Source organism: Rhizobium sp. NPDC092011, from assembly GCF_044756305.1.
Lineage (GTDB): Bacteria > Pseudomonadota > Alphaproteobacteria > Rhizobiales > Rhizobiaceae > Rhizobium.
In genome coordinates, this window is the sequence record NZ_JBIVSO010000021.1 from 63,042 (window position 1) to 83,518 (window position 20,477).

At 58.9% G+C, this 20,477-nt stretch carries 18 protein-coding genes; 13 read left to right on the forward strand and 5 right to left on the reverse strand.

What is annotated here, in order from left to right; all coding sequences use genetic code 11:
- Nucleotides 1–13: 13 nt before the first annotated feature.
- The 3 genes from ACIQJ2_RS35235 to ACIQJ2_RS35245 form a co-directional block, all read right to left on the reverse strand.
- Nucleotides 14–793 carry a transporter substrate-binding domain-containing protein gene (locus ACIQJ2_RS35235; RefSeq protein ID WP_199145250.1) on the reverse strand — a complete coding sequence of 260 codons (780 nt, stop codon included), beginning with the start codon at nt 791–793 and terminating at the stop codon, nt 14–16.
- 79 nt (nt 794–872) lie between these two features.
- A complete protein-coding gene (locus tag ACIQJ2_RS35240) occupies nt 873–2,006 on the reverse strand; it encodes an aminotransferase (RefSeq protein WP_400676809.1) in 1,134 nt (377 codons plus the stop codon).
- A gap of 25 nt (nt 2,007–2,031) precedes the next feature.
- Nucleotides 2,032–2,973: an ornithine cyclodeaminase family protein gene (locus tag ACIQJ2_RS35245; RefSeq protein WP_400676807.1), complete on the reverse strand. Its 942-nt coding sequence runs from the start codon at nt 2,971–2,973 to the stop codon at nt 2,032–2,034.
- Between the two features lie 115 nt (nt 2,974–3,088).
- On the opposite strand from ACIQJ2_RS35245, the gene ACIQJ2_RS35250 reads away from it, so the two are divergent.
- The 3 genes from ACIQJ2_RS35250 to ACIQJ2_RS35260 all read left to right on the forward strand — a co-directional run bounded on the left by ACIQJ2_RS35250 (nt 3,089) and on the right by ACIQJ2_RS35260 (nt 5,634).
- Complete coding sequence (locus tag ACIQJ2_RS35250; RefSeq protein ID WP_199145253.1) at nt 3,089–3,658, forward strand: XRE family transcriptional regulator; 570 nt, start codon at nt 3,089–3,091, stop codon at nt 3,656–3,658.
- A 31-nt stretch (nt 3,659–3,689) separates the two neighbouring features.
- Nucleotides 3,690–4,871: an aminotransferase gene (locus tag ACIQJ2_RS35255; protein WP_400676920.1), complete on the forward strand. Its 1,182-nt coding sequence runs from the start codon at nt 3,690–3,692 to the stop codon at nt 4,869–4,871.
- Between the two features lie 337 nt (nt 4,872–5,208).
- Entirely contained in the window at nt 5,209–5,634 is a 426-nt protein-coding gene (locus ACIQJ2_RS35260; protein WP_400676804.1) for a lipocalin-like domain-containing protein, read from the forward strand.
- A 182-nt stretch (nt 5,635–5,816) separates the two neighbouring features.
- On the opposite strand, the gene ACIQJ2_RS35265 is transcribed toward ACIQJ2_RS35260, so the two are convergent.
- Nucleotides 5,817–6,590: a FadR/GntR family transcriptional regulator gene (locus ACIQJ2_RS35265; protein ID WP_199145257.1), complete on the reverse strand. Its 774-nt coding sequence runs from the start codon at nt 6,588–6,590 to the stop codon at nt 5,817–5,819.
- 296 nt (nt 6,591–6,886) lie between these two features.
- On the opposite strand from ACIQJ2_RS35265, the gene ACIQJ2_RS35270 reads away from it, so the two are divergent.
- The 8 genes from ACIQJ2_RS35270 (at nt 6,887) to ACIQJ2_RS35305 (ending at nt 15,569) form a co-directional block, all read left to right on the forward strand.
- Nucleotides 6,887–7,867 carry a substrate-binding domain-containing protein gene (locus ACIQJ2_RS35270; RefSeq protein ID WP_199145259.1) on the forward strand — a complete coding sequence of 327 codons (981 nt, stop codon included), beginning with the start codon at nt 6,887–6,889 and terminating at the stop codon, nt 7,865–7,867.
- A gap of 72 nt (nt 7,868–7,939) precedes the next feature.
- Nucleotides 7,940–9,469 (forward strand): sugar ABC transporter ATP-binding protein, encoded by a 1,530-nt coding sequence (locus ACIQJ2_RS35275; RefSeq protein ID WP_400676801.1) that lies wholly within the window; start codon nt 7,940–7,942, stop codon nt 9,467–9,469.
- 11 nt (nt 9,470–9,480) lie between these two features.
- Nucleotides 9,481–10,485, forward strand: coding sequence for an ABC transporter permease (locus tag ACIQJ2_RS35280; RefSeq protein WP_199145263.1), 1,005 nt, complete (start codon nt 9,481–9,483; stop codon nt 10,483–10,485).
- Between the two features lie 7 nt (nt 10,486–10,492).
- Nucleotides 10,493–11,383 (forward strand): aldose 1-epimerase, encoded by an 891-nt coding sequence (locus ACIQJ2_RS35285; RefSeq protein WP_400676799.1) that lies wholly within the window; start codon nt 10,493–10,495, stop codon nt 11,381–11,383.
- A 23-nt stretch (nt 11,384–11,406) separates the two neighbouring features.
- Entirely contained in the window at nt 11,407–13,032 is a 1,626-nt protein-coding gene (locus ACIQJ2_RS35290; RefSeq protein ID WP_400676797.1) for a GMC family oxidoreductase, read from the forward strand.
- Nucleotides 13,033–13,051: 19 nt separating this feature from the next.
- The gene (dgoD, locus tag ACIQJ2_RS35295) at nt 13,052–14,200 is read left to right on the forward strand and encodes a galactonate dehydratase (RefSeq protein ID WP_400746726.1); all 1,149 of its coding nucleotides are present in this window, start codon (nt 13,052–13,054) and stop codon (nt 14,198–14,200) included.
- A gap of 9 nt (nt 14,201–14,209) precedes the next feature.
- Nucleotides 14,210–14,986 carry an SDR family oxidoreductase gene (locus tag ACIQJ2_RS35300; protein WP_400678182.1) on the forward strand — a complete coding sequence of 259 codons (777 nt, stop codon included), beginning with the start codon at nt 14,210–14,212 and terminating at the stop codon, nt 14,984–14,986.
- A 259-nt stretch (nt 14,987–15,245) separates the two neighbouring features.
- A complete protein-coding gene (locus ACIQJ2_RS35305; RefSeq protein WP_199145271.1) occupies nt 15,246–15,569 on the forward strand; it encodes a hypothetical protein in 324 nt (107 codons plus the stop codon).
- A gap of 271 nt (nt 15,570–15,840) precedes the next feature.
- Here ACIQJ2_RS35305 and ACIQJ2_RS35310 read toward each other — a convergent pair whose 3' ends face one another.
- Entirely contained in the window at nt 15,841–17,901 is a 2,061-nt protein-coding gene (locus ACIQJ2_RS35310) for an ATP-binding protein (RefSeq protein WP_400678184.1), read from the reverse strand.
- A gap of 161 nt (nt 17,902–18,062) precedes the next feature.
- Between ACIQJ2_RS35310 and ACIQJ2_RS35315 the strand changes: the two genes are divergently transcribed.
- Both ACIQJ2_RS35315 and ACIQJ2_RS35320 read left to right on the forward strand, forming a co-directional pair.
- Nucleotides 18,063–18,788, forward strand: coding sequence for a response regulator transcription factor (locus ACIQJ2_RS35315; protein WP_400678186.1), 726 nt, complete (start codon nt 18,063–18,065; stop codon nt 18,786–18,788).
- A gap of 697 nt (nt 18,789–19,485) precedes the next feature.
- A partial coding sequence (locus ACIQJ2_RS35320; RefSeq protein WP_400678188.1) for an IPT/TIG domain-containing protein occupies nt 19,486–20,477 on the forward strand: 992 nt, incomplete at its 3' end.

Genomic DNA, 20,477 nt, shown 5'->3' on the forward strand with positions numbered 1-20,477 from the left:
CTCCCTCAGGACATCACTTCTTCGATACGTCGTAGCCGAACCATTTCTCAGCGATGGTCTTGACCGTTCCGTCCTTGAGCATGGCTTCGACTGCGCCGTCTACCTTGGTCTTGAGCTCGGATTTGCCCTTCGCCATGGCGACGCCCTGGCCCTTGCCGAATTCGGCGAAGTCCGCGCCGGTCAACAATGGGCCTGCATAGACCAGCTTGTCCTTGCCGCGCTCCTTGACGAGCGGCTCCCATGCCGAGCGCTCCATCAGGCCGGCATCGATGCGGCCGGCAGTAAGATCGTCGGCCACCTGGTCGGGGCGATCGTAGACATGGACGTCGGCGTCCGGAAAATGCGCGCGGATCACCTGCTCGTGGGTGGTCCCGCTCTGCACGCCGATCGATGCCTTGGCGAGAGCCTTGCTCAGGTCGGCTGCGGATTTTGCCGACGCCGCTTCGCTGCCGGGCGCTACCACGATCGCATTCGGCGCATCCGCATAGGCGGCCGAAAAGTCGACTTTTTGCGAGCGCTCGTCGTTGATCGAGACACCTGAGATGACGAGATCGAACTTGCCGATCTGCAGCCCAGGCAGAAGACCGTCATAGGCCTGGTTTTGCCAGGCGCAGGTCGCGGCGATGCGCTTGCAGATCTCGTCGCCGACATCCTTGTCGAAGCCGATGATTTTGCCGCTGCCGTCAACAGATTCCCACGGCGGGTAGTCGGCACTGGTGCCGATGCGCAATTCGTCCGCGGACGCAATGCTGGCGAGCAGTGCGAGCCCAATTGCAATAGTCATTCGCTTCATGAAGATTCCCCTTTTGTTGGAAACGAACAAATCCCGCGCGCTCAAATCGGCGCGAGGGAATTCTTGATATGGGAGCGGGTCACGCCGCTTGGGCGGAGGCCTGCTTGAGGAAGCGGGAGAGGCGGCCAAGCCCTTCGCGAAGGACTTCTTCGCCATTCGTATAGCCGATGCGAAGATACCCCTCCATGTCCATGGCGCTGCCCGGCGTGAGCATGACGCCTGTCTCCTCGAGGAGCCGCAGGCAGAATTCTTCCGAGGAAACCGGCAGATCGTATTTGAGAAGGGCCGTGGTTCCGGATTTGGGCTTGACCCATGAAATCAGCGGCTCGGCGTCGACCCAATCCGACAGGATTGCGAGATTGGTCCGGGTAATCCTGTGGCTGCGCTCAAGGATCTTGTCCTTGTTCTCAAGTGCGATGGCGGCAAAATGGTCGTCGAGCATGCCGACGGAAATCGTGTTGTAGTCACGATGGATGGAGACCGCGTGGATGAGGTCAGAGGGGGCCGCGATCCATCCCAGGCGAAGGCCCGCCAGCGAATATGTTTTCGACATGCTGCCAGTGCTGATCCCCTTCTCGTAGAGGTCGGCGATGGATGCGGTCATTCCGAGGTCTCCCTCCTGGTCTGTGCCGCGATAGACTTCGTCGCAAAGGATCCAGGCGCCGCATGCACGGGCGATCTCGACGATCTTGGTCAGATAAGCCCTGTCCATCAGCGAGCCGGTCGGATTGTTCGGATTGTTGATCGCAATCAGTTTCGTGCCTGGCGTCGCGAGCTTTTTCAGCTCCCCAAGGTCCGGCAGGAACGCGGTTGCTTCCGTCAGCTTGAGGATCTGGGTATCAGCTCCAATGCTTTCGGGGATGGAGTAGTGCTGCTGGTATGTAGGAAGGACCGAGATGACGCGGTCACCACGCTCGACCAATGTCTGATGCACGAGTGCATTGGCGCCGATTGCACCATGGGTTATGACAACGTTGTCGAGTTTCTGCTTTTCATAGAGTGCTGCAACAAGGGAGCGCAGACGCACGCTGCCCTCGATCTCGCCATAGGTGAGCTTTAGCGGTTTGAGCTGTTCACCAATGTCGTTGATGCCGGACATATCGAGCAGTTCGGCGACCGTCAGGGATTCAACGCAGGTCTCGGCCAGGTTGAGCTCGCACTTGGTCTCGTACTTGTTCATCCAGATCTCAACGCCGAAGTCACGTATCTTCATTTCATTCTCCTAGATATTTCAGGGTTCAGCTGCGGGCAGCAACGAGCAAGGCCAAGGCGGCAGCGACGTCTTCGAGACCGAGGCCGATCGAACGGAAGAAGGCCGGTCGCTCACGGCTCGGATGTTTCGCGCGGCCCGAAAGAAGATCGGGCAGATCGCCACAAAGACGGTCGGACGCCCACGTGCCGGCTTCAGTGGCAAGCTTCATGTCGCCGGCAGAAAAGGGCGTCGTGGCGCGGTAGTCGCAATAGACGTCGAAGCCCTGAAGCGCTGAAGGATCGATCTCATGCGCATTGGCGACATTCGTGCTGATGGAGGTGACAACCGCGGCCTTCGACAGTTTCGAAGCGTCGATGACGGGTTTTCCTGACGACGTGCAGAGAAGCACCAGGTCGGCACCAACAATCGCTTCGTTGGCATCTGTCCATTTGGAGATGCTCGTGCCGACCGAGCTCTTCGAAGGCACATCGTGTCGCGCATGGATGTTCGGCGACACGATCCTGATCTCTTTCCATTGCCTGATGCGCTCTGCGTAACGCAGATGGGCTAATCCTACGGGACCAGAACCGACGATGGTGAGGACGGAGGCGTCTTGAAGTGTCAGCGCATCCGCGGCGATAATCGAGGTGGCGGCGGTGCGTTCCGTGGTCAGCCTCTTGGAATCGCAGAGCAAGATGGGCACACCGCTCTCCATCGACATCAAGAGCGTCCAGGCGGTCACCAGTGCCTGACCATGGCCGGGGATATAGGGCGACAGTTTTGCACCGAAGACCTTTTCATCGGCAAGCACGCCCAGATAGGTGATGAAGTCTCCGGCATCTTTCGGAAAGAGGGTTAGCGTCTGTGGCGGTTGGACTGCATTGTCGTTTGCCAGCGAGCGGAACATCCGCTCCAGCCCGGATCGGATGTCGACCTTCGGCAAGAGTTGGTTGATCTCGGCTTCGCCGAGCACGATCGGTTGCGTCATCAGGGGCCTCCCAGTTACATGAGCATGATGACGCGAGCGATCGCTCGCGCGTCCTGGTGGACGCACGGTTGAATTCGCTGTTGATCAGTCTGCCCGTTAAGAGTAGAAGGACCCTATGAGCAATATATTGCACAGTCAAGAGCGAGGCGATGTTTTGGCGCATGTCTCCGGAAATCTTCGAAGGCTCCGACAAGCCGCCGGCCTCAGCCAAGTCGCGCTTGCCGAGGCATCCGGCATCAGCCGGCGAATGATCATCGCGGTTGAGGCAGGAGATGCCAATATCAGCCTGTCGAGCCTTGACAAGCTGGCTGTCGCGATGGGCGTCGGCTTCGTCGATCTCGTCCGGAATCCCGATCGTCACTCATCGTCCGACATCAACGAAGTGACGTGGCGCGGCAGCGGAGCGGAAAGCAAGGGGGTGCTTCTGGGAACGGCACCTTCCGGGCAGGAAACGCAATTGTGGATGTGGTCGCTTGAGGCGGGAGAGCGTTACGATGCAGAACCCGATCCGCAAGGCTGGCATGAAATGATTGTCGTCATGGAGGGAACCTTGACGTTGATCCTGAGCGGCGAGGAAAAGGAGTATCCGAAGGGGGCTTTCGCGATCTACAGCTCAGCCCAGAATTATTCCTACGCCAACAGGGGGACGGAAATCACTCGGTTCGTGCGGAACGTCGTTTCTTAGACAAGCCAATGTTCATCATGAGGTCTGCAAGATTATGAAAGCTATGCCAAACAGTCTCGTATCTCGGCTGCCAGGGCCACCGATCCCCGCGGTCATGGCGTGGGCGCGTGCATATGACGGGCTGCGCGGCCCCCTGATCGATCTTTCGCAGGCCGTGCCGGGATATCCGACGCATCCTGAAATGCTGCGGCTCCTTGGTGAAGCCGCAGGCATGCAGGCGATGACGGGCTACGGACCGATCGAAGGAGAAAGCGCCCTGCGTCAATCCTATGCGGCGCATATGTCCGATATCTATGCCAGCCGAATATGCGCGGAGAACATCCAGATCACCGCAGGCTGCAACCAGGCCTTCATGGCGACTATGATTGCGCTTGCGCGGGCGGGAGACCGGGTGGCAATGACCAACCCGTTTTATTTCAACCACGAAACGACGCTCTCCATGTTGGGGATCGGGAGCGTCCTCGTCGAATGCGATGCCGAGAATGGCTTTCTGCCGAAGATGTCGTCCGTGAAAGCGGCTTTGGCCGAGGGTGCCAAAGCACTTGCCATCGTCAGTCCCAACAATCCGACGGGTGCGATATATCCACCCGAGCTCTTGAATAGCCTTTACGCCCTCTGCCGAAAGCATGGTGCCTGGCTGGTGCTGGACGAGACCTATCGGGATTTCCTGGATGAGGGCTCGACACGGCCGCACGATCTGCTTTCGCAAACGGACTGGAACGAGGGGCTCGTCCTTCTCTACAGCTTTTCCAAATCGCTCTGCATTCCCGGTCACCGCTTGGGCGCGATCACGGCATCGCCAGAGGTTGTTCGAGAGGTTGCCAAGGTCATGGACAACATGCAGATTTGCGCGCCTCGTGCGGCGCAGCATGCCGTTGCCGAAGCCCTCCCGAAGCTCGCGGATTGGCGTGCCGGCAACCGCGCCGAAATCGCGCGACGTGCGAGGGCGCTCACGGAAGTCTTCGCCGCAGCGCCCGGATGGAGCATTGCTGCGATCGGCGCTTATTTCGCCTTTGTCAAGCATCCCTTTGAAGGGCAGGCGTCGACGGAGATAGCCGAACGCCTGGCATCCACGGCTGGCGTAATCTCTATTCCTGGCGCCTATTTCGGGGAGGGCAATGATGCCTATCTTCGCTTTGCTTTTGCCAATGCAGATGTCACGACCATCGGCCAGCTAAACGCAAGGCTCGACAGGTTTCCAAGTCGCTCCTAGCCTGCCTTGGCTCACATCCATGGACTATCAAGCATGAAGACCATGGTGATGAGTGACGATATCTCCGATGCATCAGCGCGATTGGCTCGCGCGGTGGCGGCTTCGCTGCGATCAACTGCGGCGCATGGCTGCTTTCGGTAAGCTTGTCAGGTCAAGCAAATGGGCCTCTAATGACGCCGTTTGATGTGCGAATTCGAGACCGTTGTCGTTGCAGGTGAGTGAGGACTTTGCGTACGCGGCGCCGTCGTCCGTAAGACCAATTGCCGGGCGCGGTCCATGGCAAAATACCGACCATCGACAAGTGACTACGTTTTGGCAAACGAAGACAGGAGCAATTATGTCTGAGCGCGATCCCAGGCTCTACGGTAGCTGGCGATTGGTTTCCTTTGACACGGAACTTCAGAGTTCAAAGGAGCGCAGCCAACCTTGGGGCGCTGATCCTAATGGGCACCTTATTTTCGGCTCCGATGGGCGAATGATGGTCCTCGTCACCGCAAAGACGCGGGAGCCAGGGAATACAGATGAGACATTGGCGGCGCTTTTCCGAACCGCGATGGCCTATACCGGACGGTACCGGGTAGATGGGGGTAGGTTCATCACAAAGATTGACTCATCTTGGAATGAAGCCTGGAACGGCACTGAGCAGGAACGCTTCTACAAGCTCGATGGAGACACGCTCGAGGTCTCTACGGCCTGGATGCCAAATCCGTTGGTCTCCGGAAATCCGATCGGAAGGGCTATTTTAAGTTTTAGCCGCGAGTGATTGTCCCGACGCTGATTGAGCCTCCATTTTCGGTCTGGCGGTGACCGGCAGGACGGAAAACGGGCCCATGAAAGGCGTCGCCATTTCGAACCGGCAGTAGATCAGCCAGACATGGCGGTTGGGGTGAACTTAGTGGGGAGTTCTCGTTCTCTCATCGGGCGCTTGAAACTGGGCGCTGCCGATCAGGGGACGTTCTCTCTCGACTTTCTGAGCGCTTCATTGATCTCGCTGCGCGCGACGCCGATCAATTGTTCCATGGCGAATTTGGCGGCCTCCGGGCGCCGCATCCGAATGGCGTCGAGAACATCTTGATGCTTGATAATTGCCTGCTCATGCGACTGGCTGGCCCGATTGGTCAATCGAAAGCTGGCAAGAAGAGCTGCCCTGATGGCCGTTGCGAATTGGCGATACACCCAGTTGCCACTGGCGTCGATGATGGCGGTGTGGAACTCAAGGTCTGCGCGGCTCCAGGCCTCGTTGTCGCGAGAGTTGGCCTCTACCATATCCTCGAAAGCCTTCGAGATTTGATAGAGCTGGCGAGCGGTTGCCTTTGCTGCTGCCTGCGCCGCCGCGGCAGGTTCGAGTAGCTGCCTGGCATCGATCAACGAGGCATAGAAATTCTCATCAGCACCGTGCGAAAGCATGGCGTCAAGCACTAGGGGATCGAGGTAATTCCAGTTTTCTCGCGGCAGAACGGTTGTTCCTGCCCGCGTTCGTGAGCGAACCATTCCAAGGGCAGATACATACTGCATGGCCTCTCGCAGACTGGTTCTGCTGACATCGAACTGCGCCGTGAGCTCTGCCTCATTGGGCAATGTGGAACCTTCCGCCAGCTCGCCGGAAACGATCTTGTGGATGACCCGCTGGAGAAGGCTCTCACGGACACTTCGTTTGCCATGTTCGGCAATCGGATCGCCGTCCAGAGTCAAAACGCGACCGGCCCTTGCTTTGGTCATCCCTTATCCTTCTCCAAAATCACCGCCGATCAGCCTTTTTCAGCCTGCGGCGCCGCAGTCAAGGCATGGGACGGTCAGCTCGCTACGCTAAAATAAATCCTATTTAAACTGCGAGCGTGGCTGTTCCCTCTTATTCGCTAGCACAGATACGGACCCGTTTCCATATTTTTTAGAAAATAAATCCTATTTATATTGACATTGATATGATCAAGAATATGGTGACGCCACAGTAGGCGAGGTCGGCCCCATGAGCCCTTCACTGCTATTCTGGTCATTCAATGAGGAGGGAGGAGCGCATGAAGCTCATCAAGATCGCCGCTATGCTGGCGATGTCGGCTGCCGTGGCAGCGCAGGCATCAAGTGGTTTTGCTCAGGAGAAGGTTCTGAAGGTCGGGGCCATCTACATGGACGCCCAGGGCTTTTATGCCGGCGTGCGCAAGGGCATCGAGACCGGCGCGAAAGATGCCGGCGACAAGCTCGATCTGATCGAGACCAATGCTCAGGGCGATGTCAGCAAGGAATCGTCCTTCATCGACTCGCTGATCTCCGCCGGCGTAAAGGCGATCATCGTCTCGCCGGTATCGGCCGATGGCTCCTATCGCGCCATCCGACGTGCACATGACGCCGGTATTCCGGTGGTCTGCTACAATACCTGCCTGAACGATGCCGACATGAAGTCCTATGTCTCAGCCTATGCGGTCGGGGACCCCTACGAATTCGGACACAAGCTCGGTGATGCCGCCGGCGACTACTTTGTCGCCGAAAAGAAAACCGCTCCGAAGATTGCCATTCTCAACTGCGAATTCGTCGAAGTTTGCGTGACGCGCCGCAAGGGCTTCGAGGATGCATTGAAGGCGAAGGTCCCAGGAGCAACGATCGTCGCTAACCAGGAAGGTGCCGTCCTCGACAAGGCGGTTTCGGTCGCGAGTACCATTCTCTCGTCCAATCCGGACATCGACGCTTTCTTCGGCGAGGCTGGTGGCGCAACCTTGGGTGCGGCACGCGCGGTCAAGAGCCAGGGCAAGACCGGCAAGGTTGTGGTGTTCGGTGGCGACATGACAACGGAGATCGCTCAGGAACTCTCCGACTTCAGCGTCATCAAGGCGGTCGTCGACATCTCTGGCCAGGGCCTCGGCAAGCTCGCTTTGGCGCAGGCCATCAAGTCGATCAACGGCCAGGCGCCGTCCGATATCAAGGTCCCCTACGATATCGACCTTTACAAATCCTCAGAGGACGCCAAGGCTTGGCTAAAGGCCCACGCTGACGGTCTGCCGTGATTTGAGCTTCATCTGACTTTGCAAAAGATGCCGCCGGGTATCCGGCGGCAATGTTCAATGTGGAACGTGCCAATGATCTCTGCCAACCATTCCGCACCGGCTGCATCCGCACGGATCGTCGCCTCCATCAGGGGCTGCACGCGCCAGTATCCGGGCGTTCTTGCGCTTGATAACGCGACCTTCGAGGTCGCAGCTGGCGAGGTGAGGGCTCTTCTCGGCAAGAACGGCGCCGGCAAATCCACAATGATCCGTCTTCTGACCGGAGCCGAAATCCCGGATAGCGGAACCGTTGCCATTGATGGCGTCGAACTCAAGCAGGCAGGATCGGGACGCGCCCAGGAAGCCTTCCAAAATGGCGTTCGCGTTGTCTACCAGGAACTCAGCCTGGTGCCGGGAATGACGCTTGCAGAAAATCTCTTTCTCGGTCGTTGGCCCCGCCAGGGCGGGGTGATCCAATATGCCAGGATGGAAGCGCAAGCCGCAGAGGCCATGGCGCGGCTCGGGCTGGATCTTCCCACCAACAGGCTGGTCATGAGCCTGAGCCCCGCCGAACGCCAATTGCTTGAGATTGCCCGCGTCCTGATCGGTAAACCAAAGCTCGTCATCCTCGACGAGCCGACAAGCTCGCTTGCCGCGGCCGAGGCAGAGAAGGTCATGAATGCGGTAACGCGCATCGCTTCCGAGGGTATCGCGGTGATCTATGTCAGCCACCGCATGAACGAGATCCGGCGGATCGCAGATTCCGCAACCGTGATGCGTGACGGTCGCATCATCGACACTGTCGATGTCAAGGGCGCTGAAACACGCGAGATCGTTCGACTGATGCTGGGCTCCGAGGCCTCGCAGGCTGCCCTTCTTGAAACGAACTCCCGCGAAAAGACGGTGCTGGATGTCAACGATCTGGCCGTTGCCCCCAAGCTTCAGTCCATCTCCTTCAAGCTTCGCGAAGGAGAGGTGCTCGGGATCGCCGGCTTGCTGGGATCAGGTCGGACGGAACTGCTTCAGGCCATCATGGGAATACGTTCGTTCTCGCATGGAAGCATCAAGGTCGATGGATCGACGGTCAGGACGCCGCGATACAGGCAGATGGTCAACCGGGGCTTCGGCTATACGCCTGAGAGCCGCAAGGAGGAAGGCATCGTTCCGCTTCTTGGAGTTGACGAAAATGCGCTGGCAACGAATTTCGCCGCCGTCAGCCGCAACGGCATCCTGTCTGCCCGTCTCATGGCAGAGGCAGCGCGACGCGTCATCGACCGATTGCATGTCAAGACGGCGCGCACCGACACGCCGATCGGCACACTTTCCGGCGGCAATCAGCAAAAGGTGGTTATCGGCCGCTGGGTGCATGCCGACAGTCGCGTGCTGCTGCTCGACGAGCCGACGCGCGGCGTCGACGTCGAAGCAAAAGGGCAGATCTATGCGATCATTCGACAGCTGGCGGCGGAGGGCCGCAGCATCATTTTCGTTTCCAGTGAAATAGAGGAATTGCCTCTCGTCTGCGACCGGGTCCTTGTCTTGAGGGACGGCAAGTTGCAGGAGGAATTCCATTCCCCCAAAATTGATCAGGACGCTGTAATGGCCGCCTGCATTACCGGACATTGACGGAGGTTCTAATGGCAATCGACCAAGCTGCAAAATCCGCGGCTGCCAAGGCGGACAAGGGCGGTATCAGTTTCTTCCAGCACATGAACGAGCTTAGCCTGTTCGTGGCGATCGTCGTGCTCTACGTCGTGTTTACCTCCACGGCAAACGGCTTCATGTCGTTCAACAACCAGATCAATATTCTGCGCGATGCGGCAACGATCGGGATCGCCGCCTGGGCTGCCACCCTGATCATCATCGCCGGCGAAATCGACGTGAGTGTCGGGCCCATGGTTGCCTTTATCTCGGTTGTGCTTGCCGATTTGCTGCATTGGGGTGTGCCAACGCCCCTGGCTTTCGCGCTTGCCGTCGTGGTCGGGGCCCTGCTCGGGTCGATTCCAGGGATTCTGAGAGCCTATTTCGACGTACCCTCCTTTGTCGGAACGCTCGGACTTTGGAGCGCACTGCGCGGCATTGCTCTCTTCGTCACGGATGCGCTTCCCGTATCGATTGGCCGTAACGATCTTCTCGATGCGCTCGATCAGTCGATCTTCGGGGTACCCCCAGCGGCTATCATCATGCTCGTCCTGTTTGCCGTATTTGCCTTCGTCAGCAGGAAGACGGCCTTCGGCCGATCCGTCTTTGCAATCGGCGGCAATGCGCAGGCTGCATTCCTGAGCGGCATCAATGTCTCGCGCATTCGCGTTGCGCTCTTTGCCATCGCCGGAGCAATGGCGGCGATTTCGGGCATCCTGCTGGTGTCCCGGCTGGGGTCCGGCAATGCCACCGCCGCAACCGGCCTCGAGTTCGACGTCATCGCCGCTGTCGTTGTCGGTGGGACGTCGCTGTCGGGCGGTCGAGGATCGATGCTCGGCACTCTCCTTGGCGTGCTTGTCATCACGCTGATCGGCAATGGCCTGGTGCTGCTCGGTATCAATCCTTTCTTCCAGCAGGTCGTGCGAGGCTTGATCATCGTCGTTGCGGTGCTCGCCAATATCCAGGCGATCAAGCGTAGCGCGTCACGCAATAAGGGATGAGCGGGCAATGTCGGTGATTGAACTCAAGGACGGCGATTTGACGCTACGCGTCTCAACGGCCGGCGGTCTCGTCCTCGGATACTGGTGGGAAAGGGGTGGCGATAGAGTGCCACTTCTCAGGCCTGCCCCGGGCGACGAGGTCGATGCGCTGTCGTCCGGTTGCTACCCCCTGGTTCCTTTTGGCAATCGGGTGAGGAACAACCAGTTCACCTTCGAGGGACGTTCCTATCACTTCACCGCAAATACAACGTGGGATCCGCACTATCTCCACGGCGAAGGATGGAATTCGCAATGGTCGCTGGACCGGCAGAGCGGCAACGACGTCGAGCTCAGCCTCGTGCATCGTGGCGGCCACACACCTTATGAATACCGCGCGCGGCAACGGTTCCTCCTTGAAGACAATGTGCTTGAGATGGAGCTTTCGGTCGAGAACCTCGCCGATCATGCCTTGCCCTTCGGCATTGGATGGCATCCCTATTTTCCGATGACGCCGCAGACGACCCTTGCAGCCCCGGCGCAACGGTTCTGGACCGAGGTCGAGGGTTGGCTGCCAGGTCACGCCGAGGATATCCCCGACGACCTGAATTTCAGCAGGCCCTCCAGCCTGCCTTGCCGTTGGGTCAATAATGGCTTTGAAGGCTGGACCGGGGAGGCCATGATCTCCTGGCCGGAGCGCAAGGCGGCGCTCAACTTGAGCGCCGACCCGCTCTTCCGGCATGCCTTCATCTTCGTGTCGGATACCGGCTTCGATCCCAGTTTCAAACGCGATTATTTCTGCTTCGAGCCGATGTCTCATCTCGCAAACGGTCACAATATGGCAGGTCTCGGAGATCTGAAGGTCCTCAAGCCGGGTGACCAGCTCGCGGGTCGTATCCGCCTTCGTCCTCAGCCACTCTGACTTCACTTTCACGGAGCGTTTCCATGTCCGACAACGGTCGGTTCGACTTTATCATCGTTGGTGGCGGCAGTTCGGCGTGTGTGGTTGCGGCGCGGCTGGTCACCGAAGGCAAGGCACGCGTGTTGCTGCTTGAGCGAGGTCCTGCAAAGGCCAACCCGATCATGCATTTTCCAGCGGGTTACATGAAGTTCCTGGCAAAGGACACGTATCTCGCGATGCACAAGACCAAACCCCAGCCGCAGCTCGACGGCCGCGGGCCGATCGTGCCCCAGGGCAAGGTTCTGGGTGGCGGCAGCACGGTCAATGCCATGGTCTACATGCGCGGACAGGCGGCTGATTTCGATCGATGGAATGCCCTGATCTCGCCACCCGGCGCCAATGACAGCGCCTGGTCCTATCGGGACATGCTGCCCTATTTCAAGGCGCAGGAAGACAATGATCATCTTGCCGGCGAGTTTCACGGTGTCGGTGGCCCGTTGAAGATTTCCCATCTCGGGCACACCAGCCCGATGACCCGCACCTATGTGAAGACGTTGCAGGGCATGGGTATTCCCTACAATCCCGACTTCAACGGTGCGCGCCAATTCGGTGTCGGCTTCATGCAGCATACCATAGATTGGAAGACGCATCGCCGCTCCAGCGCCGTCGACGCATTTCTGGCGCCGGTCATGAACAATCCGCTGCTGACGATCGAGACGGGTGCCATCGTAACCGGCCTCAGGATGGACGGCGATCGGGTGACGGGCGTCGACTATCTGAAGAATGGTCAGTCACGCTCTGCATCGGCGGGAAAAGAGGTCATCCTTGCGGCAGGCGCCTATCAGACGCCGAAGCTCATGATGGTATCGGGCATTGGCCCCGAAGAAGAACTCGGCAAGCACGGAATCAGAACCAGGGTCGCATTGCCGGGAGTCGGTAAAAATCTGCAGGATCACTATGAATGCCCGGTCGTTGCGACAACAAAGGGATCCTTCGGCTATTACGGGCAGGATCGTGGTTGGCCGATGATCAAGGCGGGGTTGCAATATCTCCTGTTCAGGTCAGGCCCGGTTTCGACGACAGGCGTGGAGACCTGTGCCTTCTACGATCCGGACGGAAACAATGATCAGCCGACCATCCAGATGTTCTGCGTCCCCACGGTCTATCTTGACCGCGATGTCATGGGGACGGAGCCCGGCGACGGTGTGACGATCAACTCGCTCCTCCTTCGGCCGAAGGCGAGGGGCTCTGTGACCCTGGCGTCTGCCGATCCTCTCGCTGATCCGGTCATAGATACCCAGATTTTTGGTCATCCCGATGACCTGCGCCTGACAATGGCTGGCTTCCGCTTTGCACGTACTGTCCTGGCCGCCTCGCCGATGCGCGATCTCATCGAAAAGGAAATCTTCCCCGGTGCCGACGTGCTCAGCGATGACGCGATTGCCGCGCATTGCAAGCGGACGGTCAAGACCGGCTACCATCCGGTCGGAACCTGCAAGATGGGGCAGGATAGCGATCCGGAAGCCGTGCTCGACCCAAATTTGAAGGTCAGAGGCACGCATGGCCTGCGCGTCGTCGATGCCTCCCTGATGCCGACAATCGTAAGCGGAAATACCAACGCTGCCGTGCTCGCGGCGGCCGGAAAGGCCGCCGATCTCATTCTTACATGATACTGGATTCGATGCTGCGATGAAGATTACCAAGCTTACAACCTACATAGTGCCTCCGCGCTGGATGTTCCTGAAGATCGAGACGGATGAAGGCATCGTCGGCTGGGGCGAGCCGGTGGTAGAAGGCCGGGCGCTGACCGTCCAGGCCGCCGTCCACGAGCTTGAGGACTACCTGATCGGCAAGGATCCCTTCCTGATCGAGGATCACTGGAACGTCATGTACCGCGCCGGCTTCTATCGCGGCGGCGCCATCCACATGTCGGCACTTGCCGGCATCGACCAGGCGCTCTGGGACATCAAGGGCAAGGCTCTCGGCCAGCCGATCCACTCGCTGCTCGGTGGACAGGTGCGCGACAAGATCAAGGTTTACTCCTGGATCGGCGGCGACCGTCCTTCCGACGTCGCCAACAATGCCAAGGAGGTCGTTGCTCGCGGCTTTAAGGCGATCAAGATGAACGGTGCGGAAGAGCTGCAGATCGTCGACACGCATGAGAAGATCGAGGCCATCATCGAAAATGTCGCGGCGGTGCGAGAGGCTGTTGGGCCGCATGTGGGAATTGGTGCCGATTTCCACGGCCGCGTGCATCGTCCGATGGCCAAGGTGCTCGCCAAGGAGCTCGAACCCTACAAGCTGCTGTTCATCGAGGAGCCGGTGCTGTCGGAAAACCGCGAGGCGCTGAAGGAAATCGCCAATCATTGCTCGACGCCGATTGCGCTTGGCGAGCGGCTCTATTCGCGCTGGGACTTCAAACAGGTCTTGTCGGACGGCTATGTCGACATTCTCCAGCCCGACCTCTCCCATGCCGGCGGCATCACCGAATGCCGCAAGATCGCGGCCATGGCCGAAGCCTATGACGTGGCGCTCGCCCCGCATTGCCCGCTCGGCCCCATCGCCCTTGCCGCCTGCCTGCAGGTCGATGCCGTCAGCTACAATGCCTTCATCCAGGAGCAGAGCCTCGGCATCCACTACAACAAGGGCAACGACATCCTCGACTACATCTCCAACAAGGAGGTGTTCCACTATGCCGACGGCTTCGTCTCGATCCCGCAGGGTCCGGGCCTCGGCATCGAAGTGGACGAGGCCTATGTCATCGAGCGCGCCAAGGAAGGCCATCGCTGGCGCAATCCCGTCTGGCGTCATGAGGACGGCAGCGTTGCCGAGTGGTAGGAGATCGTCATGGTGAACCGTCTTTCCAGCAAGCGTATTCTTGTTACCGGCGCGGCGCAGGGCATCGGTCTTGCGATCGCCAAGGCCTGTGTCGCTGAGGGCGCCAGCCTCCTTCTTATCGATGTCGATGGCGAAAGGCTTGCCCACGAAGCCGAGATGCTGAAGGCCGGCGGCGCCAGGGTCTGTCATCATAGAGCCGATATTGTTGATGCAGCGCAGGTCGCATCCGCCGTCCGCGATGCTTCCGACGAACTCGGTGCGCTGAACGCTCTGATCAACAATGCTGGCGTCAATGTTTTTGCCGAACCGCTCGCAACGTCCGATGCAGAGTGGCAGCGTTGCTTCGACATCAATCTCAAAGGCGCATGGAACTGCTGCAAGGCGGTTCTCCCCGGCCTTATCGAACAAGGCGGCGGCGCCATCCTCAACATCGCCTCGACCCACGCATTCACCATCATTCCCCACACATTTCCCTACCCGCTTGCCAAGCATGCGCTGCTCGGCATGACGAAATCGCTCGGTCTGGAATATGCAGGCAGGGGCGTCAGAGTGAACGCGCTCGCCCCAGGCTATGTCGCAACCCAAAAGGTGATCGACTACTGGAACAGCTTTTCCGACCCGGAGGCCGCAAAGGCAGAGACGATGAGGCTGCATCCCGGCGGGCGGATCGCCTCGCCGGAAGAAATCGCCCTTGCCGCGGTCTTCATGATTTCCGACGAATGCCCGTTCATGAACGCAACCTGCCTGACGATTGATGGCGGTTTGAGCATGCAGCAGCATCCCTGACGGGTCTGTCGCGGGTACAAATGTGTCCGCCGCGGAGCGGTCTCGTCCATACGCATTGCGGATCCAATCGAATACGAGGGCGGGCGAAGTCGTGTCCGGCGAAACTTGCCTTACGAGCCCGTGAGAGGCGCTCTCGCGCCTCGTTCGGCTCGTTTCGCAAAGCTTGCGTGGCCTCGCTCAGCGGCATGGTCAATTTGACCTTGGAACCAAGATCGAGAAAAATGGTTATCCATCCAGTCTATCGCTAGGACATACCAACATGCCACGTTCGATATCATACCGTGTCGGTGCAATTCTGACGATCGCTATCGCACTCTCGAGCGCGTCCAGCGCTTTGGCTATTTCGCGCATCAGTTCAACCGGGCAGACTTGCGCTGCGCTCCGACAGGCGATCAACTCCCAAGGGGCGATCATCGTCACACATCCTGGTTCGCGGCAATCGGGTACGCTTTATGACCGATATGTACGCGACAGCAGCTACTGCTCAGCGGGCGATGTCGCGACCGACGATTGGGTGCCGGCGAAAGACGGAAGCTGTCGACTCTATAATTGCCAGACCTATGAACCACCCTTTGACAACTGATGCACTTTGCGCTGGAAGGTTCAACGGAAGCGGCAACTGGCCGAATAGCCCGAGTTCCTCGTGTGTCCTCGGGTTAAATTTCTGCTGCTTCGCGAATATGACGGGCGACGGCATCTCTTTTCTGACACGCTTGCATTTTGGGTTGTCTCATATCTCGCTGCAGTCGAACCGCGTCCCGCGGCTTCATCGCGTCAACGATAAACCTTGCGGCGTATCCTGTCGCCGCCCCGCAGCCCGGCGCCAGCTGAAAGATGAGCAATCGCCATTCCCATCATGGCGCGGTGGCTAAAGCGTTTGACCTCGCAGACGGTAGGATAATTGTCGCGATGGTTCCGGGACCTTGTCCAGGTGATGTCAGCGAAACAGACCCGCCATGGGCGGCGGCGATACGCGAAACAAGTGACAGGCCGACGCCCGTTCCTTCGACATGCTTGGCATTCGACCCCCGAGCCGAATGCGAAAGGACGGTTTCGACCTCCGTCGATGGGATGCCGATACCGTTGTCGCTGATGGAGATGGCAATGGTGTCGTCGAGCATGTTCGCTCCGAGCAGGACTTTCGGATTGTGGGCGGCAGCAGAAAACTTGACGGCGTTCTCCAACAGGTTGATCAAGGCAATGCCGAGCATTTCCGCATCTGCCCTGACCAGTCCGGACCGCGCTTCCGGTGCGATATCAAGTTGAATATTGGCCCCTTGCAAGAGATCTTCGGCCTTGGCGTAGGCGGAGGTTATGATGTCGATGATTGGTGTATAGGCAAAATTCGGCTCGAAGGACGCGCCCTGCAGTCTGCTTCGGATTAGATTCACTTCCAGAACCTCGACCAATCTGGCGATCGCTTGGCGGGCACGATCAATCCTGCCGCGATTGGCCTGATCCTTTTCGGGAAGACTGATGCGGACGCTGTCGATATTCGAGCGAATGGCGGCAAGCGGCGTTCGATATTGATGGGAGATGACCTCCATGAAGCGGACTTGCCGGACTTGCGCCTGCAATTCGGCGTGCAAGGCATCTTCTGCCGTCTTCTTTGCGTCGGCAAGCTCTCGTGTCCGCTCGACGACAAGCTCGCTGGCACGTCGCTCGGCGGCATGAGCCATCGCCACTGCGCGCTTATCGTTATCCCTGTTGATTGCCTCTGCCTTGCGAAGGCGCACGGCAAGCGAACCCGTCAGCAAGATGAAGTGGCTGATGCTGGCAACCGCATAGGAATGGGCGACCCAGTTTGGCAAGGGGAGGAGGCCGAGGCGCTGTGCGCTCGTCAGGATGAGGCCGCACCAGATCAACATAAAGGCCGCCGCTTTCAGACCGGATTCCGCATCTCTGAGAGCGACGAGATCCCGTAGGGAGACAGCCATGGCAGCCGTCGTGACGACAAGAATGACAAGACTGGCCAGCGGAGCGAACATCCGGTTTTCGCCCGCAAAGGCAAACAGGACGCCCGTCACTCCGATGGCGGCGCTCAACAGGAAGAGCCGGTTGAGCCACGGATACCTGCGGCGCAACTCGAGCACGCTTGCGACTGACACGGCTCCGGCCGCCAATCCGAGCCATGCTGCGGAGGCTGTGAAATAGTCGTTTCCGAGGCCGCCCTGCGGAAAAAGCAGGAGCCGGGAGAGCCCGAGATTGCCGAAATAGACCAGCGTCGCGCCGAGAATATTCAGCGCCAGCAGCGGATAGAATGCTCTCCTGTCGAAACAGAAGAAGACGATCTGAACGATCGTCAGGATGGCCATGCCTCCGAACCACAGGCCGCGGGCGAGATTGGCAAGGGTGGTCATGAAGCCGAAATCGGTCGGTGAGTAGGCCGATACGGACAGGTTGAGTGAGGAGTTGTTGCTGGCGCCTCGGATATAGACGACCAGCCGTCCCTTGGAGGGGACTTGGATCGGCAATACGTTCTCGAGCCCGGTAAAGGCTGACCGGACGAGTGGCGCATGATCCCCCATTTCGAAACGGACAAAATCCGGTGCTGTCAGGCCCGGGCTATCCGGGGCGACATAAACGTCGACGATATCGGAAAAGTTCGGCGTCAGCGAAAGCAGGAGCGTTGTGCCATCCGTTGCATCAGCGGGGCTCTGGAGAACAAAACGTATCCAGCCGGCGGACCGGGCATAGCCGAGGTTGAGGTCGTGATCTTTAATATAGTCGAAATCGGCGTCACGCCGATTGAACATATCGTTGAGCGTCGCGTTACCCTTGGGATCGATGGCGACTTGCAGGAAGCCATCCAGCGACAGTGCGCCTCGCAGGTCTTTTGGCACGACGACGGCGTTTTGGGCCTTCAATCCGGCTGCTTGGCCAGCCGCTGCCTGTCCGAACGGAAGGCAGATCATCGGGGCTATCAACAGGATCAAGGTGGATAGGAGCCGGAACGCAATTGCTAAATGGGTGCGAAGGACTAAAAGTCGCCTCGGTTTGATTCCGGCAGTGCGTTGCATGAAAGTCTCTATCGTTTGAGTCGATGGTTTATAGAATAAATTCAGAGCATCCGACCATGGCCACGGCGGAACCTGGTCGACCGAAAGTGATCTTTCTCGAGGATGATCATCAACTTCGCCTCGGGCTGACCGACTTCCTCCGCCTCAATTCGCTTGTCGTGACGGATGTTGCCAGCTGGGCGGACTTCAGGGATGCCTTTGCGAAAGAACCCTACGACATCGCGATTTTGGATGTGAATCTCCCGGACGGAAATGGGTTCGAGATCGCACGTGACCTTTCTGCGCATCACCGGCTCGGTATCATTGTCCTGACGGCGCGGGCGGAACGGGCCGATCGGATCAAGGGTTATGAAGAAGGGGCCGATCTCTACTTTACCAAGCCCGTGGACGGTGAGGTACTGGTCGCCGCCATTCGAAACCTTCATCGACGTTTGAGCAGGCTTGAACCGATTGATCGTGACGAGTCAAACAGCAATCAGTGGGTGCCGTGGCGTTTCGATTCGGTGGGGCAAAGCCTGTATTCACCGACAGGAGCGAAGATCGGCTTGTCTGGGCGTGAAACGCGGCTCATTCGGAGTCTCGTTGAGGCAAAGGGCGAAGTTGTACGACGCTCCGACCTCGCTGCAGCGGTCGGAAGCGAGGATCTGGGCTCAGAAAGCCGGAGCCTTGATGCCATTTTAAGGCGGTTGCGCCAGAAAGCACGTCAGGCTGGCACGGAAATGCCTGTTCATGCTGTTCACGGGCTCGGCTTTCGATTCTCGGACCAGATTACGGACAATTGACCGCGTTCTGAGCCTTGCGGTGAGAACGTGATTCGCGCTTGCGCACCGGATCGTCAAAAAAACGGCGCCGATGAACAGGTTTTGACCGCTATAATCGCAATTCGGAAACATGCACGCAGCTAGGTCGGCCGTCGATTGTAAACCTGTGTTGCGACGCAGGCACGCTTTCCGTTCCAAACCGTTTCAAACCGTTCCAGTTGCGTCCTAGTCGATACATTCTGTCCGACTTATGGATATCGCGCCGAATGCCACGGGGGGCGTCGGCTGCGAATCTATGGGGCAAATCATGGCGGAATTTAAGGCCGGCTTCGACGCAATTGCGAGGGCAATGCGGGCGCGGATGCTAGCGGTTTTTTCAAATCTAGGCAGATCCGGGGTCGTGGCTGCGCGTTCACATACGAGAAGAGATTGTTCCATCGCTTCGTTGGTCCGCTCGATACTTGCCGCTTTTTTCGCAATCCTGGCACTCGCTTCAGCCTCGGGTGAGGCATGGGCAATGTCGGCATCCTGCTCGGCGATCAATGCAGTCGGTAGCATTAGCAATTATCGCCAAGGCTTCCTGGCCTCTTCGTTTGAGCCGAATGAAAGCGTTACGGCGACGTTTTATGATTCCGGCTCATCGGGGGGCATGCCCGGCATGTCCGGCAGTATATTCCTGAGTAAGTATACGCACGAAAACGCATACGCATATATGTCCATGAACGGACCAGCTGGAACCCACACATTGACAGCTCCGGCATCGTTTATTCAGACCTATGGACTCTACATTGCGATCATGACGGATCAGGGTACCATCGGTCCCGTAACGCTTAGCTGCGCGGGTGCACCCTCTGTTCCGACGGTGACAGGTATATCCCCGACGTCCGGTCCAAATGCCGGCGGCACGTCAGTTACAATTTCCGGTACGAATTTCACGGGTGCTACGGCGGTGACGTTCGGGGCGACCGCGGCTTCGAGCTTTACGGTCAATTCCTCGACTTCCATCACTGCGACAACACCCGCGGGGGTGGGAGCCGTCGATATTGCCGTGACAACGGCGGGCGGCACGAGTGCGGCCTCAGCGGCTGATCAGTTCACCTATATCCCGGCCCCGACGGTATCGAATATCAGCCCCAATGTGGGTCTGACGGCAGGCGGCACGACGGTCACCATCACCGGCACCAATCTGAGCGGTGCGACGAGAGTGACCTTCGGCGGCACCGCAGCATCTGGCTATACAGTCAACAGCGCCACGCAGATCACCGCAACCACCCCGGCGCATGCTGCAGGCAACGCTGATGTCGTGGTGACCACGATCGGCGGCACGGGAGGCTTGGTCGGCGGCTACACCTTCCTCGGTGCTCCTGTTGCCGGTGGCGTATCGGCGACGGTTGCGGCCAATTCTGCAGCCAATCCGATCACCCTTAGCCTTTCGGGTGGGGTCGCGACTTCGGTCGCTGTCGCCGGCGCTGCGAGCCACGGGACGGCCAACGCCTCAGGCACGTCGATCACTTATACGCCGGCCCCCGGCTACAGCGGATCGGACAGTTTTACCTATACCGCCACCAATGCCTCCGGCACGTCCGCGCCGGCAACGGTGAGCCTGACGGTCTCGGCTCCGACGATCACGCTCGGCCCGTCGTCTCTGTCTTCCGGCGGGGTGGCGAGTGCGTATAGCCAGACGTTGGCAGCATCAGGCGGGGTTGGCCC